The organism is Myxococcus sp. AB025B (assembly GCF_006518215.1).
In the GTDB taxonomy this organism is placed as follows: Bacteria; Myxococcota; Myxococcia; order Myxococcales; family Myxococcaceae; genus Myxococcus; species Myxococcus fulvus.
In genome coordinates, this window is sequence record NZ_SRLW01000121.1 from 1 (window position 1) to 14514 (window position 14514).

Here is a 14514-nt window from a genome sequence, read left to right on the forward strand (position 1 = left end):
GTCCAGGCCCCGCCTCCCGAGCCCCCCGCGCCGGAGGGCATGTCCACGGGCAAGAAGGCGGCCCTCGTGGTGGTGCCGCTGCTGCTGATCGGCATCGCCGCCGCGGTGGTCATCGGAGGCCAGGGCGGCTCCAAGACGCCCCCCACGCAGGTCGTCGAGGTCCCGAGAGATCGTCCCACGAGCCCTCCGCCGACGACGGCGAACACGCCGCCCACGCAGGCCGCGGCGCAGTCCATCCGGGTGAAGTTCAACTCGTCGCCGGCGGGCGCCGCCATCTTCGAGGGTGAGGAGCAGATCGGCACCACGCCCATCGAGCTGATGCTCCCGCGCGACAAGTCGCACCAGCTCACCTTCCGGCTGGCGAACCACAAGTCGGAGGAGCGCTCGCTCAACTTCAGCCGCGTCGCGGGAGACAGCCAGACGGTGGACGTGTCGCTGGAGCCCATCCGCGCCGCCACGCCGCCCAAGCCGCGCCCCACCCGGCCGACCAACTCCGGGCAGGAGATCAACGTCTTCGAGTGAGTCGTGGCCCGGGCTCCCCGCCACCTCACGGGGAGCCCGGGCCGCACGACGGGGGCTTCAGACGAGCCGGCCCAGCTTCGGCAGCACCTCACCGCTCTTGCCCTGGACGAAGTGCTCGAAGCTGGAGGCGTTCTCCGACGCATCCAGGTTCACGAGCCACGTCTCTCCGCCCGCGGCCCGCACGTTGTCCACCATGCCCGCCGCGGGATACACGGCGCCGGACGTGCCGGCCGCGAGGAAGACCAGGCGGCCACCCGAGCGCATCGCCTTCACGGCGAAGGATTCGATGCGGGTGAGGTCGTCGGGGTCCAGCTGCTCCCCGAACCAGACGATGTGGGGCCGGAGCAGGGCTCCACACGCCTTGCAGCCGGGCACGGTGCCGGACGCGTACACGGTGGTGTCCGGGAAGGGCGCGCGCGTGCAGTCGGGGTTGCTGCAGCGGGTGGTGAAGAGGTTGCCGTGCATCTCCACCACGCGTTGGCTGCCGGCGCGGCGGTGCAGGCCGTCCACGTTCTGCGTGGCCAGGAGGAAGCGGTCTCCCAGGTGGCGCTCCCAGGCGACCAGGGCGTCGTGGCCCGGGTTCGGCGAGACGTCGGCCGCTCCGGCCCGGCGCTGCGAGTAGAAGCGCCACACCCGCAGCGGGTCCTTGGCGAAGCCCTGGGGTGAGGCCACCTCCGTCACGGGCTGGTCCTCCCACAACCCGTTCATTCCTCGGAAGGTCGGCACTCCGCTCTCGGCGGAGACACCGGCGCCGGTGAGGACGAGCAGCCAGGTATTGGAATCAAGAAGGAGCGTTTCCATGGAGCCTCCTGCACGACATGGGATTCAGGTTATGAAGCGGGACGTTGACCGCACCCGGGGCTGACTCGTGGGTGCGCAAGCCCTTGGCTCGAGGAGCCCATCATGGCGGAAATCACGCTGAACCTGACCGCGGTTCCCAAGGCGCAGGCGTACGAGGAGCTTCAGCAGCACGTGAAGGCCGCGCTCGCGGGTATCGACGACCCCATCGCCGGCATGGCGACGATGAGCTGCCTCATCCACCACGCCTTCGGCCACCTGTGGACGGGCTTCTACCGGGTGGTGACGCCGGGCAAGCTGCTGCGCGTGGGCCCCTACCAGGGCACGCTGGGGTGCCTGGAGATCAAGTTCGGCAAGGGCGTGTGCGGCACGGCCGCGGAGAAGGGCGAGACGCAGGTGGTGGCGGACGTGCACGCCTTCCCCGGACACATCGCCTGTGACGCGCGCTCCGCGTCGGAGATCGTCGTGCCCGTGTACGGGAAGAACCGCGAGCTCATCGCCGTGCTGGACATCGACTCCGCGAGCAAGTCCACCTTCGACGAGGTGGACCGCCGCGAGCTCGAGACGATGATGCGCTGGTTCCAGGAGTAGACGACGCGCGGGTTCAGTCCCCGCGCGCGTAGGCCACGGCGAGCTGCCCGGCGAAGCGGGCGTTGTTGGCGAGCAGCGCGAGGTTGGCCTTGAGCGTCTTGCCCCCCGTGCGTTGGCCCAGCTCGCGCAGCAGGAACGGCGTCACGTCCTTGCCGCGGATGCCCTGACGCTCCGCCTCCGCGAGCGTGGAGGCGATCTGCAGCTCCACCTCGTGCTTGGGCAGCGCCGTCTCCTCCGGCGGCGGCACGGTGTAGAGCACCCCACCCTGCCCCAGTGTCTCGAAGCGCGCGCGAGCGATGCGCGCGGCCGTCGCCACATCCCCCACGCTGTGCTCCAGCTGGATGCCGGACTCGCGGCTGTGGAAGGACGGGAGCTCACGCGTGCCCACGCCAATGACGGGCACACCCGCGGTCTCCAGCAGCTCCATCGTCTTGGGGAGATCCAGCACGGACTTGGCGCCCGCGCACACCACGGCCACGGGGAAGCGCGCCAGCGCGGCGATGTCCTGCGAGATGTCCCAGTGCTCGGAGGCGCCTCGATGGACGCCGCCGATGCCGCCCGTGGAGAAGACGCGGATGCCGGCCGCGGCGGCCAGCTCGCACGTGGCGCTGACGGTGGTGCCGCCCGTGGCGCGCGTGGCCACGGCGATGGCCAGGTCACGAGAGCCGAGCTTCAGCAACTTCTCCTTGCCCTCGGCGAGCCGACGCAGCTGCACGTCCTCCAGGCCGATGCACACCTGACCATCGACCACGGCGGTCGCTGCGGGCACGGCGCCCGCGCGGCGGATGGCCTCTTCACAGGCGCGGGCGGCGGCGAGGTTGTCCGGATAGGGAAGCCCCTGAGCCACCACACTCGTCTCGAGCGCGACGACGGGCTGGCGCGAGTCGAGAGCGCGACGCACCTCGTCCGAAAAGCGTAGGTCCATGACGCGCGGTTAAGCCATGGCTGTCGTTGGGGCACAAGCCAGGCGCGCGCGGAAACGTCGGCTTGCACGCGGGAGTGCCGGGCCTTATTCCCTCGCGCGCCGTGTCCACGACTGTCGCCAGCGCTCCCGCCGCGCCGTCTCGCACCTTCTCCGCGAACGACGTGGCCATCCTGTGTGTCGTCGTTGTCTGGGGCACCAACTACACGGTGGTGAAGGAGGCGCTGGGGACGATTCCGCCGCTCGCCTTCATGGCGGTGCGCTTCGCCATCGCCTCGGTGGCCATGGCCGCGCTGCTGCTCGCGGTGGAGGGTTGGAAGCCGCTGAGCCGGCCCGTGTTCCTCAAGCTCGCGGCGCTGGGGCTGGTGGGGAACACGCTGTACCAGCTGTGCTTCATCCTGGGCCTGGCGAACACGACGGCGGCGAACAGCGGGCTGCTGACGGCGGTGACGCCGGTGCTGGTGGCGGCGTTGGGCGCGGTGCTGGGCGTGGAGCGTCCAGGCCGGCCGCTGGTGATGGGCATGTCGCTGGCGGTGGTGGGGATGGTGCTGGTGGTCGCCGCGCGAGGCCCGTCGCTGGGCACGGGGACGCGCCTGGGTGACGGACTCATCCTGGGGGCGTGCGCGTGCTGGGCGCTCTACACGGTGGGCATCCGCTCGGTGGGCAACGAGGTGTCGGCGCTGCGCATCACCGCCATCACCATGCTGACGGGGGCGCCGGGCGTGGTGCTCGCGGGAGTGCCGGAGGTGCTCGCGCTGGACGTCGGGAGCATCGGCTTCGGGGCGTGGGCCGGCGTGGTGTACTCGGCGCTGGTGCCGCTGGTGCTCAGCTACTTCATCTGGGGCCGCACCGTGCAGCAGGTCGGCAGCGCCCGCGCGTCGCTCTACAACACGGGCGTGCCCGTGGTCGCGGCGCTCACGGCGTGGGGCGTGCGCGGAGAACGGCCCACGTGGCTCCAGGCGCTGGGCGCGGTGCTCATCCTCGGGGGCGTGCTGCTCAGCCGCAGGAAGTGAGCGGACGAGCATCACGCCCCTCGACGCATCTCCCGTTCCCTCGGCGCGACCGAGAGGGTTCCGAGGCAGCAAGGGCGCCTGCCGGAGTGAGCCGCGGAGCCTCGGCCCCAGCCACATCGCGATACCCGTGAGTCGTTGAGCGCCCCTCCACCTCGAGGCAGCACCGCGTCCGTCCTCGCCTCGCGGCCCGCTGAGGCCCTTCGCCTTCGTTCACTTCGAGGATTGACAGCTCGGGGCCGGAAACCAACCCGCGCCGGCCGTCAGCGCCCGTCCTCGCCTCGCCGTCCGCGCTCCACCGACAGGCCGTACTCCTCGATCTTCTTGTCCAGCGTGGGCCGGCTGATGCCGAGCAGCGCCGCGGCCTTCACCTTCTTGCCACCCGCCTCACGCAGCGCCTCCGCGATGGCGTCGCGCTCGAGCCTCCCGACACGGGCCTGGAGTGTCTGCGCATCACTCGTCGCGGCGCCCTGCTGCACCTCGGGCGGCAGGTGCAGCGCGCCCACGCGAGCACCGGCGTACAGCAACCCCAGCCGCTCGCCCACGAGCTCCAGCTCCCGCACGTTGTGGGGCCAGGAGTAGTCCGTCAGCAGCCTGCGGGCATCGGGCCCCAGCGTCGGAGGCTCACGGCGCACCCGACGCGAGGCCCGCGCGAGGAACCCCTCGAGCAGCGCCATCACATCCGCGCGCCGCTCCCGCAGCGCCGGAACCTCCAGCTCGAAGCCCATCAGCGCCCGGGTCAGGGCCGCGTCCACCTCGCCCTTGGAGCCCAGCGCCGCCACCGGCGCCAACGACGTGACGAGCAGCCGCACGTCCACGGGCTCCTCACCGCCCTGCCGCGCGGGGGCCGTCCTGCGGGCCAGCAGTCGCACCAGTCGCTCCGCCGTGGCGCGAGGCAGCGCCTCGACGTGCTGGAGCAGCAGCGAGCCCCGGTCCGCGCGCAGCAACGCGGACGCCACCGGAGGCTGTCCCGGCGCACTGGCGCGGCCGAACAGGGCCTCCTCCACGGCGGCCTGTGGCAGACGACAGTCCACCGTCACCAGGGGCTCCAGCGCGCGCGGAGAGCGGGCATGGATGACTTGAGCCAGCAGCGTCTTGCCCGTGCCCGGCTCGCCATGCAGCACCACTGGCGCGGCGCTGTTGGCGGCCCGTCGCGCCGCATCCGCGAGCGCGCGCAGCGGCCTGGACGTGCCGAGCAGCAAGGGCACCGGCGCCTCCGCCTCCACCCGCGAGCGCACCGCCGTATACGCCTCGCCCCCCAACCGCCCCAGCGCAGCGAGCAGCTGTCCCTCTCCACCGGTGAACGACGAGTCCGCCCGCGTCGCATAGAGCACGCCGAACGGCATGCCCCCCGAGGCCACCAGTGGCGCGCACATCTCCGTCTCCGCCTGCACCAGCTCCTTGCGGTCCAGCGCCACCTGCGCGAGCGAGCGGGGCACCGCCACCGCGTCCGCGCCCGACACCGCCGCGGTGAGCAGGCCCGTGCTGCTCCCGAGCAGCGCCGCCGCCCGGTCCGCGCTGAGCGCGCGCGCCGTCTCGTCCGCCAGCCTGCGCAGCACCATGGCCTCGCTGGTGGCGCCCAGGAGCGCGGTGCCCGCCGAGTACAGCGCCGCCGCCGCGCCGACGTGAGGCAGCACCTCCTCGATGGGCACATGCCCCGGCGACGTCGGCCCACCCTCCACCAGCGTCACCGGCGCCGGCTCGAAGACGGCCATCGTCGAGCCCACGCGGACGCGGTCTCCCGGCTGCAGCACCACCTGCCCGCTGATGCGAGCGCCGTTGACGAGTGTCCCGTTGCGCGAGTCCAGGTCCGTCAGCCGGACCTGCCCCTCGTGCACGGAGAGCTGGGCATGCTTGCGCGACACCTGGTCATCCCGCAGGGGGATTTCACAGGACGGGCTGCGGCCGATGGCCATGTCCGAGAGCACCTCGAAATGGCGCCCCGCGGACGGGCCGGTGAGCAGCAGGAGTGCGGGCATGCGGCGCGCGAGCCTAGCGCCCTGGACGACGCGGGCAAGCGGCGCCGCGTCGCACTACATCGGCCGCTCGGCGTTGAGCAGGGCCCGGATCTCGGCCTCGTCGAGGGCCCGGCCCTCGCGACTGAGCGCCAGCGCGTTGACCTGGGTCTCTTCGACCTCCACGTGGGCGCCCTTGCGCCACTCCGTGGTGTGCACCGCGCCATCCACCAGCTTGCCCACGAGGCTGCCGTCGTCCCGGGCCATCAGCTCCAGCCACAGGTTCTCCACCACCTTGTTCCCATCCGGGTGGGTGTCGAACGGCGCCCGCACGAGGAAGGTGAGCGGCTCCATCAGCCCCCTGCGCTGGAAGCGCGCCAGGAACGCCGGCAGCAGCGCCTGGGCCTCGCGGCGCATGGACTCCGTCTGCTCCTCCGGCTCCTGCGAGAAGCGCTCCCGGTAGGGTGCCAGCAGCTGGGACGTGTTGTGCCGCCCCAGGGGTGACACCACCGTGAGGAACAACCCCTCATGCCCCTCGAAGGTCTCCAGCGGCACGCCGAGCAGGTTCGCCCGGGCCTCCTCCGACGGCACCACCATGAAAGCCTGGCCCTCGCTGGTGCCCACCTGCGAGCGCAAGGCCGGCCCCTGCCCGAAGGCCAGGTCCGTGCACAGCTCGTGCAGGAAGCTCTCCGCCGGCAGCAGGTCCTGCTCCGCCAGGTGGAAGATCTCCAAATCCCTCGCCCCGAACTTCTCCATCCCGTGCGAGTGCACCCACAGCGGGGTGTCACCCTCGGTCACCTCCACCGCGTGCAGGTGCACGTGGTCCCGGATGTCGAAGTCCAGCTCGGTGATCTCCACCACGTCCTCGGGCTCGTGCAGCTTGTAGGCCGCCAGGTCCACCAGGACGCCGGGCACGTGCTCCAGCAGCGTGCGCACCGCCCAGAGCGCCTCGAACACCGGCAGCGTGGGCTGCGCCCCACCGGGCTCCAGGGACAGGTGGTAGTACGCGCGCGCCTTGCCCAGCCTGGCGAAGGCCTCCGGACTGCCGCTGTAGGCCGCCTTGTTGAACTTCGGCAGCTCCTGGGGGCCCACGGTCAGCCGGACCCGCACCTCCGAGCTGTCCGCCCGGAGCACGAACCCCTGCGCATCCTCGTCCGGGGTGAACTCCACCTCATCGGTCGCGAACGAGGCCCGTAGGGCCTCCAGCGGCACGGGCCCTTCCTGCTCGGTCGCCAGGAGGTAGACCTCCATCACAGGTGCTTCTCGATTTGCTGAAAGAGGTCCACGCGGTCCACCAGGTTGGTCAGGTAGTCGAGCTTGTCGGTGGCCAGCACCAGCACTGGAGACAACCGGTAGGCACCGAACCATTCCTCATACAGGGCATTGAGGCGCTGGAGGTAGCGGGTGGGGATGTCCTTCTCCATGGACCTGCCGCGCAGGCGGATGCGCGCCTTGAGCGTCGGGACCGGGCAGCGCAGGTAGATCATCAAGTCGGGGGGCCGCAGCGACTCGGAGATGGTCTCGTACAGCTCGCAGTACGTCTTCCAGTCCCGCTTGTCGATGAGCCGCTGGCGGTGGAGGTTCTTCGCGAAGATCTCCGCGTCCTCGTAGAGGGTGCGGTCCTGCAACACGGTGCCCGACGTGCGCTCCAACTCCCGGTGGAGGCGGAACTTGTGCGTGAGGAAGAAGAGCTGTGAGCGGAAAGCCCACGTCTTCATGTCCTTGTAGAAGTCCGCGAGATAGGGGTTCTGGTCATTGGGCTCGAAGGACGGAGTCAACCCGTACTTCCGGCACAAGAAGGACGTGAGCTCCGTCTTCCCGGCGCCGATGTTGCCCGCGATGGCGATGAACTTTTTCCTGGCCAAGCCACCCCTGCTTGTAACCCCGGCGAGCGGAGCACACCAGCAACAAGGTACGGAAGGCTCGTGGTAGAAGAAGTGCATGCCCCCGCCCTCTCCGTCCCGCCACGTCCCGGGAGCCGCCACCACCCAGGGTGCGGCCGCCCGTCTGGACGTTCGGGACAGGACATCTCGCGGCGGGACTGACCTCGGGTCCAGGCCTTTGCCTGGGCGCCGCGCCGGCCCCGAGGAGGGGGCCGAGGGATGCGCAAGCTTTTCTGCATGTTGACCGCTGGAGTCTGGACGCTCGTCTGCTTTCCCCTGACCCTCGTCGCGATGCTCGTCACGCTGCGCTCCTCGAGCGCGCTGTGGGTCGTCCGCGAGCTGTGGTCCCCGGTGCTCCTGTGGGCCGGTGGCGCGAGGCTGGAGGTCTCCGGCCAGGAGAACGTGGACCCCAAGCGCCCCACCATCTACGTGGGCAACCACCAGTCCACCATCGACATCCCGGCCCACTTCATGGCGGTGCCGGTGCCCTTCCGCTTCGTGGCCAAGGATCAGCTCAAGTGGGTGCCGCTCATCGGCTGGTACCTGGCGCTGGGCGGCCACGTCTTCATCAACCGCTCCAACCGCGCCAAGGCCATCAGCTCCCTGGAGGCGGCCGCGGCGAAGATTCGCGGCGGCACCAGCATCTTCCTGTACCCGGAGGGCACCCGCTCCTCGGATGGCCGCGTGCTGCCCTTCAAGAAGGGCCCGTTCGCGCTCGCGCTCAAGGCCCGCGTCCCCATCTGCCCCGTCACCATCGAGGGCTCCGGGGACCTCATGCCCAAGGACAGCTGGAACATCACCCCCGGCCCCATCCGCGTGAGGGTGGGCAAGCCCATCGACACCACGGGCTTCGCGGAGAATGATCGCGAGGGCCTGGCCCGGGCCGTGCGCGAGGCCATCATCGCGGACAACCTCGCGATGGGCGGCAAGGGCGGCGACCGCGAGGACGCCATCGCCTCCGCCGGCCACGAGGGCGTCGGCTCCGCCCACGCCTCCCTTACTCCCTGAGACACGCTCCGTGACGATGACTCCCGCCTTCCGCTTCCGCCCCTGGGCTCGCGCCGCCGTGCTGGGTCTGGGACTGCTCGCCGCTGGCTGCGGCCACACCTCCGCCACGAAGACGGGCGCCGCGGCCCCCACCGACGAGCGCTCCCGCGCGCGGGCCTACCTGGAGGAGAACCAGCCCCAGAAGGCCCTCGGGATTCTCGCGGACCTGCATGCCCGCTCCCCGGAGGACCTGGATGTCGCGCGCACGTTGACGGAAGCCCAGGTGAAGGCGGGCCGCGCGGACGCGTGGATCCAGGAGCTGCAAGGGCGCATCGCCACGGGTGAGCGCGCCGTGGACCAGTACATGCTGGGCCTGGCCCTGTTCTCCCGCGCGAGGGACGCCGGCGCCCCCGCCGTGGCCGCCTTCGAGCGCGCCATCGCCCTCGCCCCGGACACGGCCGAGTACCACTACCGCCTGGGCGTCGCCCGGCTTGAGTCCGAGCAGTACCCCGCCGCCGTGGAGCCGCTGCGCCGCGCGGCCCTGCTCGCGCCGGAGCGCACCGCGTGGCGCCTGCCGCTGGCCAAGGCGCTGCACCGCACCGGGGACTCCCCGGGCGCGGTGGAGGCGCTCGGCGTCGTGGTGCGAGGCCGCCCCTCGGCCGCGGACGTGGCCACGGCGCGCGCGCTGATGGAGCAGATCAGCGACCCCTTCGGAGGCATCCCCAAGGCGGCCGAGGCCAAACTGGAGGAGGGCCTGCGCTACCTCAACGATTTGGACGCCCCGCAGCACGCCATCCTCGCCTTCGAGGAGGTGCTGCACGACTACCCGGACCTGGCGGTGCTCCACTCGCTGCTGGGCCTGGCCTATCAGCGCCTGGACGACGCGGGCCGCGCGGTGGACGAGTTCAAGCAGGCCATCGAGCGCGCCCCGCGCGACGGGAAGAACCACCTGTACCTGGGCGAGCTCTACGCGGCCCGCCAGCGCCCCGACGCGGCGCGCGGCGCGTTCGAGAAGGCCGTCGCGCTGCACCCTCTCCTGGACGCGGCGTGGTTCCGCCTGGGAGACCTGCACCTGGAGCGGCGGGATCTGCCCGCGGCGCGCGAGGCGTTCACCGTCGCGGTGTCTCTCACGCCTGACTCCCTTCCCGCGCGCGGCAAGCTCGCCCTCGTGTACCAGCTCGAGGGTGACTACCCCGCCGCCGAGCGCGAGCTGCGCCACGTGGTCGAAAAGGACCCGGAGAACGTCGAGTTCACGCTGCGATTGGGGCTGCTCTTCACCGAGCAGACGCTGAAGTCCACGCGCCCGCAGGCGCGCAAGGCGGCGGCCGAGGAGGCCGAGCGCTGGCTCTCCAAGGTGCTGGAAGCGCAGCCGGAGAACGCGATGGCTTCGCGCGCGCTGCAAAGCCTCAAGGGCCAGTAGCCACCGACGGGCCCGGCCCTCTACACTTCGAACTCCGATGAGCGAAGGTCGCAAGTCTCCGAGCACGGCCGCCCCCACGGGCTCCCAGCCGCGCACTCCGACGAATCCGGGCATGCCGCGCACGCCGACGAGCCCCGGCATGCGTGTGATGTCCGCCGCGCGCACCGCGCCTCTGGAGAAGTCGAAGCAGGAGGGGCCGCTGGGCAAGCGGCTCGCGGGCGAGGCCTCCAATCAGGCCCTCAACGCGCTCTCCGTCCTCAAGGAGTTCGCGGCGGACTTCAGCAACCGCGACAGGTTCTTCAAGTACAAGGCCTCCATCGTCGCCGGGTGGCTGGTGATGACGGCGGCGAGCTTCGCCATCGCCTGCCCTGGCAGCTCCGTGCAGACCGGTGACATGGACGCGCGCCTGGTGCTCAGCGACAAGCTGGACCGGCCCTCCATCACCATCTGGAACGAGAGCAAGGAGGCGTGGAAGGACGTCACCCTCATCGTCAACGGCCAGTACCGCGCGGCGGTGCCGTCCGTGGGCGCGGGGGAGTTCATGACGATCACGCCCAAGCAGCTCATGGGCACCAGCGGCGCGGCCCCCGCGGACCTGCGCTTCGAGACGCTGGAGATGCGCAGCCACGACGACAGCGCGAACCTCACCGAGGACCTGCGCAACGAGTGGAAGCGCCTGCTGAGCCCCAAGAAGTAGCCCACGGCCCTTGGGTGGCCCGCCTAAATGCGAAGGGCGCCCTCCCCAGCGGGAAGAGCGCCCTCGCGTTGCCACCGGCCCCTCCTCGCGAAGGGGCGCGGCTGGCGGCCGTTACTCGGCCTTGGTCTCCTCGGTGGACGCAGGAGCCTCGGCGGCGGGCGCGGCCTTCTTCTCGGGCCGATCCACCAGCTCCAGCAGGGCCATCTCCGCGGCGTCACCCCGGCGGAAGCCGAGACGAACGATGCGGGTGTAGCCGCCGGGGCGGTTGGCGTAGCGGTCCTTGTACTCGCTGAAGACCTTCTTCAGCACGTCACGGTCCTTCACGGTCCGGGCCGCCAGGCGCACGTTGGAGAGCCCACCACGCTTACCCAGCGTGATGATGCGCTCCGCCAGCTTCCGGGCCTCCTTGGCCTTGGGAAGCGTGGTGCGGATGGCCTGGTGCTCGAGCAGCGAGGTGACCATGTTGTTCAGCATCGCGAGACGGTGGCTCGTGGTGCGGTGCAGCTTCCTCTGTCCTACCCTGTGACGCATCGTCGTGCTCCGGGCCCCCGTGGGGACCCACCACTCCGGCCGTATCAGGTACCGGGTGGGAAGGGTGGACCCGACACGAGGCCCACCACTGCTCGTCGAGCCCGGAGGACTTCACCGGGCTCCTTCCCGCCGCGCGCCGCCTGCCGCCATGTCGCGGGCGCGCGGGGAAAGTACCACGTACCGCGAAAGACTTACGCCTTGGGCGCCGCGGGAGCCGGGGCCTGCTTCGGCGGCCAGTTCTCCAGCTTCATGCCCAGGGACAGGCCCATCTCCGCCAGGATCTCCTTGATCTCCTTGAGCGACTTGCGGCCGAAGTTCTTCGTCTTGAGCATCTCGGCCTCGGTGCGCTGCACCAGGTCGCCGATGGTCTTGATGTTCGCCTGCTGCAGGCAGTTGGCGGAGCGAACCGACAGCTCCAGCTCGTCCACCGAGCGGAACAGGTTCTCGTTGAGCTTCGCCTCCTCCTTCGGCGCCTCGGCGATGACCGGCTCCTCGGTCTCGTCGAAGTTCACGAAGACGGTGAGCTGCTCCTTGATGATCTTCGCCGCGTACGCCACCGCGTCCTGCGGCGACACCGAGCCGTCCGTCCAGACCTCGAGCGACAGCTTGTCGAAGTCGGTGACCTGACCGACGCGGGCGTTGGTGACCTGGTAGTTCACCTTGCGCGTGGGCGAGAACAGCGAGTCGATGGGGATGGTGCCGATGGGCGAGCCCGCCACCTTGTTCGAGTTGGCCGGCACGTAGCCACGGCCCCGGCGGCACGTCAGCTCCATGCGGAGCTTGCCACCCTCGGAGATGGTGCAGATGTGGTGGCCCGGGTTGAGGATCTCCACGTCGGCGTCGGCGATGATGTCACCCGCCTTGACCTCCTTGGGGCCCTCCGCCTCGATGCGCAGCGTCTTCGTCTCGTTCGTGTGCATCCGAAGGAGGACCTCCTTCAGGTTCAGCACGACGTCCGTGACGTCCTCGGACACCTCGGGGATGGTGGTGAACTCGTGGTCCACGCCCTCGATCTTCACGGACGTGATCGCCGCGCCCTGCAGCGACGACAGGAGCACCCGGCGCAGCGAGTTGCCCAGCGTCGTGCCGAAGCCGCGCTCGAGCGGCTCCGCGACGAACTTGCCGTAGGTGGGCGTCAGGCTGTCCTGGTCCACTTCCATCCGGCGCGGCTTGATGAGGTCACGCCAGTTCTTCGCAACGAACGTATCTGCCATGGTGTACGGCTCCTGAAGACGTGCGCCACCACCGACTTACCCACCAGCGCGGCGGGAGGATGGACACGTAGGGGACTGCGATAAAGCACGACGCCCCGGCCTCGTCGGCCAGGGCGCTGGGTTCCACTTCCAGGCGCCAGACTGCGCCTGGCGTGGACGATTACTTCGAGTACAGCTCGACGATGAGCTGCTCCTGGATGGGCATGGTCAGGTCCTCGCGGTTGGGGACCGTGCGAACCGTGCCCTTGAACGCCTTCTTGTCCAGGTCGATCCACTGCGGAACGCCACGGCGGTCCACCGTCTCCAGCGCCTCGGAGATGCGCAGCACCTTGCGGCTCTTCTCCACCACCTCGACAGCCGTGCCCGGCTTGATGGAGAACGAGGGGATGTTGACCTTGCGGCCGTTCACCTGGAAGTGGCCGTGACGCACCAGCTGGCGCGCCTCGTTGCGCGTGTCCGCGAAGCCCATGCGGAACACCACGTTGTCCAGGCGGAGCTCCAGCTGCTGCAGGAGGTTCTCACCCGTCTTGCCCTTGGCGGCGGACGCGCGGTGGTAGTAGCCGCGGAACTGGTTCTCCAGCAGGCCGTACATGCGCTTGACCTTCTGCTTCTCGCGCAGCTGCACGCCGTAACCAGAGAACTTCACGCGGCCCTGGCCGTGCTGGCCGGGGGGATACGGGCGGCGCTCGATGGCACACTTGTCCGTGTAGCAGCGGTCGCCCTTCAGGTACATCTTGAGGTTTTCGCGCCGGCAGATACGGCAAGCGCTCGCGGTATAACGGGCCATGGTCTTGTCCTTGGAGATGATCTGGAGTCGCCCCGGCGCGCGTGAGCACGTGGGGCGACCCGGACGAAGGGTTTAGACGCGACGACGCTTGGGCTGACGGCACCCGTTGTGCGGGATGGGCGTCACGTCGCGGATGAGGTTGATCTTCAGGCCAGCGGCGGCCAGCGCGCGCAGCGCCGACTCACGACCCGCGCCCGGCCCCTTCACGAACACGGACACGTTCTTCAGACCGTGCTCCATCGCCTTCGCGGCGGCGTCGCCGGCGGCCACCTGGGCGGCGAACGGGGTGGACTTGCGGCTTCCCTTGAAGCCACGCGCCCCGGCCGAGGACCAGGAGATCACGTTCCCGGACACGTCCGTGATCGTGATGATGGTGTTGTTGAACGTGGACTGGATGTGGACCACGCCGTTGAGGATGCTCTTCTTGCCCTTGCGCTTGGACTTCTTCGCGGCAGGGGCCTCGCCCTCGGCACCCGTGGGCGCCGCAGCCGAAGTATTGGTCTCGTCAGCCATGTGAGTTGCTGCTCCTGAGAGGTGATCGACGCCAGCGCCTCATGGCGCCGGCGCTGCGGTTTACCGAGCCGGAGCCGCCGGCTTCGCCCGGACGATGCCACGCTTCGGACCCTTGCGGGTGCGCGCGTTGGTGTGGGTGCGCTGGCCGCGGACGGGCAGACCCTTGCGGTGGCGCAGGCCACGGTAGCAGCCCAGGTCCATCAGGCGCTTGATGTTCATCGTCACTTCACGCCGGAGGTCACCCTCGACCTTGTAGCTGGCCTCGATGATCTCGCGGATCTTTCGAGCCTGGTCCTCGGTGAGGTCCTTGGTCCGGGTGGTGGGGTCGATACCCGCCGCCGCGATGATGTCTTGCGCGGACTTGTTGCCGATCCCGTAGATGTACTGGAGCGAGATCACGGCGCGCTTGTTGGGCGGCAGGTCGATGCCGGCGATACGAGCCATCTTCGGTCTTCCTTCTGGAGTGGAGTTGGTCTGAAGCCAACAGCCTTGCGGCTATCGGCCCTGGCGCTGCTTGTGCCGGGGGTTGGAGGCGCAAATCACGCGCACGATACCCTTGCGGCGGACAACCTTGCACTTGTCGCAGATCTTCTTGACGGACGCCCGAACCTTCATGGAGCGAACTTCCTTCCTTCGAACAGAGAAAAGCCAGCGGGCCACCCACCCCTACCTCGGCGGGCCGCC

The 14514-nt window shown here is 70.0% G+C and carries 16 protein-coding genes and 1 pseudogene; 6 read left to right on the top strand and 11 right to left on the bottom strand.

What is annotated here, in order from left to right; genetic code table 11:
- Nucleotides 1-522 (top strand): annotated as a pseudogene (locus FL311_RS44155) (protein kinase); the annotation flags it as partial.
- A gap of 57 nt (nt 523-579) precedes the next feature.
- Here the strand turns inward: FL311_RS44155 and FL311_RS20885 are convergent.
- A complete protein-coding gene (locus tag FL311_RS20885; protein ID WP_141327439.1) occupies nt 580-1323 on the bottom strand; it encodes an NAD-dependent deacylase in 744 nt (247 codons plus the stop codon).
- Nucleotides 1324-1425: 102 nt separating this feature from the next.
- Between FL311_RS20885 and FL311_RS20890 the strand changes: the two genes are divergently transcribed.
- Nucleotides 1426-1911: a GAF domain-containing protein gene (locus FL311_RS20890; RefSeq protein ID WP_141327440.1), complete on the top strand. Its 486-nt coding sequence runs from the start codon at nt 1426-1428 to the stop codon at nt 1909-1911.
- Nucleotides 1912-1924: 13 nt separating this feature from the next.
- On the opposite strand, the gene FL311_RS20895 is transcribed toward FL311_RS20890, so the two are convergent.
- A complete protein-coding gene (locus FL311_RS20895; protein WP_141327441.1) occupies nt 1925-2836 on the bottom strand; it encodes a pseudouridine-5'-phosphate glycosidase in 912 nt (303 codons plus the stop codon).
- Nucleotides 2837-2937: 101 nt separating this feature from the next.
- Here FL311_RS20895 and FL311_RS20900 point away from each other — a divergent pair, with 101 nt between their 5' ends.
- On the top strand, nt 2938-3846 hold the full coding sequence (locus FL311_RS20900) for a DMT family transporter (RefSeq protein ID WP_141327442.1): 909 nt from the start codon (nt 2938-2940) through the stop codon (nt 3844-3846).
- A gap of 260 nt (nt 3847-4106) precedes the next feature.
- Here the strand turns inward: FL311_RS20900 and FL311_RS20905 are convergent, their stop codons facing one another.
- The 3 genes from FL311_RS20905 to FL311_RS20915 are packed head-to-tail and all read right to left on the bottom strand — an operon-like array spanning nt 4107 to nt 7663.
- On the bottom strand, nt 4107-5822 hold the full coding sequence (locus FL311_RS20905) for an FHA domain-containing protein (RefSeq protein WP_141327443.1): 1716 nt from the start codon (nt 5820-5822) through the stop codon (nt 4107-4109).
- Between the two features lie 54 nt (nt 5823-5876).
- Nucleotides 5877-7049 carry a DUF2314 domain-containing protein gene (locus tag FL311_RS20910; protein WP_141327444.1) on the bottom strand — a complete coding sequence of 391 codons (1173 nt, stop codon included), beginning with the start codon at nt 7047-7049 and terminating at the stop codon, nt 5877-5879.
- Entirely contained in the window at nt 7049-7663 is a 615-nt protein-coding gene (locus FL311_RS20915; RefSeq protein WP_046714277.1) for a deoxynucleoside kinase, read from the bottom strand. Before FL311_RS20915 ends, FL311_RS20910 begins: the two co-directional genes overlap by 1 nt.
- 237 nt (nt 7664-7900) lie before the next feature.
- Between FL311_RS20915 and FL311_RS20920 the strand changes: the two genes are divergently transcribed.
- From FL311_RS20920 to FL311_RS20930, 3 genes are read left to right on the top strand one after another with little or no spacing between them, the layout of a single operon-like run.
- A complete protein-coding gene (locus tag FL311_RS20920; protein WP_141327445.1) occupies nt 7901-8689 on the top strand; it encodes a 1-acyl-sn-glycerol-3-phosphate acyltransferase in 789 nt (262 codons plus the stop codon).
- Between the two features lie 16 nt (nt 8690-8705).
- The gene (locus tag FL311_RS20925) at nt 8706-10088 is read left to right on the top strand and encodes a tetratricopeptide repeat protein (RefSeq protein ID WP_141327459.1); all 1383 of its coding nucleotides are present in this window, start codon (nt 8706-8708) and stop codon (nt 10086-10088) included.
- A 37-nt stretch (nt 10089-10125) separates the two neighbouring features.
- Entirely contained in the window at nt 10126-10785 is a 660-nt protein-coding gene (locus FL311_RS20930) for a hypothetical protein (RefSeq protein ID WP_141327446.1), read from the top strand.
- A 111-nt stretch (nt 10786-10896) separates the two neighbouring features.
- Here FL311_RS20930 and rplQ read toward each other — a convergent pair whose 3' ends face one another.
- From rplQ to rpmJ, 6 genes are all read right to left on the bottom strand, one after another.
- Nucleotides 10897-11316, bottom strand: coding sequence for a 50S ribosomal protein L17 (gene rplQ, locus FL311_RS20935; protein WP_046714281.1), 420 nt, complete (start codon nt 11314-11316; stop codon nt 10897-10899).
- Nucleotides 11317-11507: 191 nt separating this feature from the next.
- A complete protein-coding gene (locus tag FL311_RS20940; RefSeq protein ID WP_141327447.1) occupies nt 11508-12530 on the bottom strand; it encodes a DNA-directed RNA polymerase subunit alpha in 1023 nt (340 codons plus the stop codon).
- Nucleotides 12531-12690: 160 nt separating this feature from the next.
- A complete protein-coding gene (gene rpsD, locus FL311_RS20945) occupies nt 12691-13317 on the bottom strand; it encodes a 30S ribosomal protein S4 (protein WP_015350163.1) in 627 nt (208 codons plus the stop codon).
- A gap of 72 nt (nt 13318-13389) precedes the next feature.
- A complete protein-coding gene (rpsK, locus tag FL311_RS20950) occupies nt 13390-13830 on the bottom strand; it encodes a 30S ribosomal protein S11 (protein ID WP_141327448.1) in 441 nt (146 codons plus the stop codon).
- A gap of 60 nt (nt 13831-13890) precedes the next feature.
- The gene (gene rpsM / locus FL311_RS20955) at nt 13891-14274 is read right to left on the bottom strand and encodes a 30S ribosomal protein S13 (protein ID WP_141327449.1); all 384 of its coding nucleotides are present in this window, start codon (nt 14272-14274) and stop codon (nt 13891-13893) included.
- Nucleotides 14275-14325: 51 nt separating this feature from the next.
- Entirely contained in the window at nt 14326-14445 is a 120-nt protein-coding gene (gene rpmJ / locus FL311_RS20960; RefSeq protein ID WP_074951669.1) for a 50S ribosomal protein L36, read from the bottom strand.
- Nucleotides 14446-14514: the final 69 nt, after the last annotated feature.

What these genes read in the sequence shown, in the direction of transcription:
- FL311_RS20930 (WP_141327446.1), top strand. Translation starts at nt 10,126, where the DNA reads ATGAGCGAAGGTCGCAAGTCTCCGAGCACGGCCGCCCCCACGGGCTCC.
- FL311_RS20885 (WP_141327439.1), bottom strand. Translation starts at nt 1,323, where the DNA reads ATGGAAACGCTCCTTCTTGATTCCAATACCTGGCTGCTCGTCCTCACC.
- FL311_RS20895 (WP_141327441.1), bottom strand. Translation starts at nt 2,836, where the DNA reads ATGGACCTACGCTTTTCGGACGAGGTGCGTCGCGCTCTCGACTCGCGC.
- rpsK (WP_141327448.1), bottom strand. Translation starts at nt 13,830, where the DNA reads ATGGCTGACGAGACCAATACTTCGGCTGCGGCGCCCACGGGTGCCGAG.
- rpmJ (WP_074951669.1), bottom strand. Translation starts at nt 14,445, where the DNA reads ATGAAGGTTCGGGCGTCCGTCAAGAAGATCTGCGACAAGTGCAAGGTT.
- rpsM (WP_141327449.1), bottom strand. Translation starts at nt 14,274, where the DNA reads ATGGCTCGTATCGCCGGCATCGACCTGCCGCCCAACAAGCGCGCCGTG.
- rpsD (WP_015350163.1), bottom strand. Translation starts at nt 13,317, where the DNA reads ATGGCCCGTTATACCGCGAGCGCTTGCCGTATCTGCCGGCGCGAAAAC.
- rplQ (WP_046714281.1), bottom strand. Translation starts at nt 11,316, where the DNA reads ATGCGTCACAGGGTAGGACAGAGGAAGCTGCACCGCACCACGAGCCAC.
- FL311_RS20920 (WP_141327445.1), top strand. Translation starts at nt 7,901, where the DNA reads ATGCGCAAGCTTTTCTGCATGTTGACCGCTGGAGTCTGGACGCTCGTC.
- FL311_RS20890 (WP_141327440.1), top strand. Translation starts at nt 1,426, where the DNA reads ATGGCGGAAATCACGCTGAACCTGACCGCGGTTCCCAAGGCGCAGGCG.
- FL311_RS20940 (WP_141327447.1), bottom strand. Translation starts at nt 12,530, where the DNA reads ATGGCAGATACGTTCGTTGCGAAGAACTGGCGTGACCTCATCAAGCCG.
- FL311_RS20905 (WP_141327443.1), bottom strand. Translation starts at nt 5,822, where the DNA reads ATGCCCGCACTCCTGCTGCTCACCGGCCCGTCCGCGGGGCGCCATTTC.
- FL311_RS20925 (WP_141327459.1), top strand. Translation starts at nt 8,706, where the DNA reads ATGACTCCCGCCTTCCGCTTCCGCCCCTGGGCTCGCGCCGCCGTGCTG.
- FL311_RS20910 (WP_141327444.1), bottom strand. Translation starts at nt 7,049, where the DNA reads ATGGAGGTCTACCTCCTGGCGACCGAGCAGGAAGGGCCCGTGCCGCTG.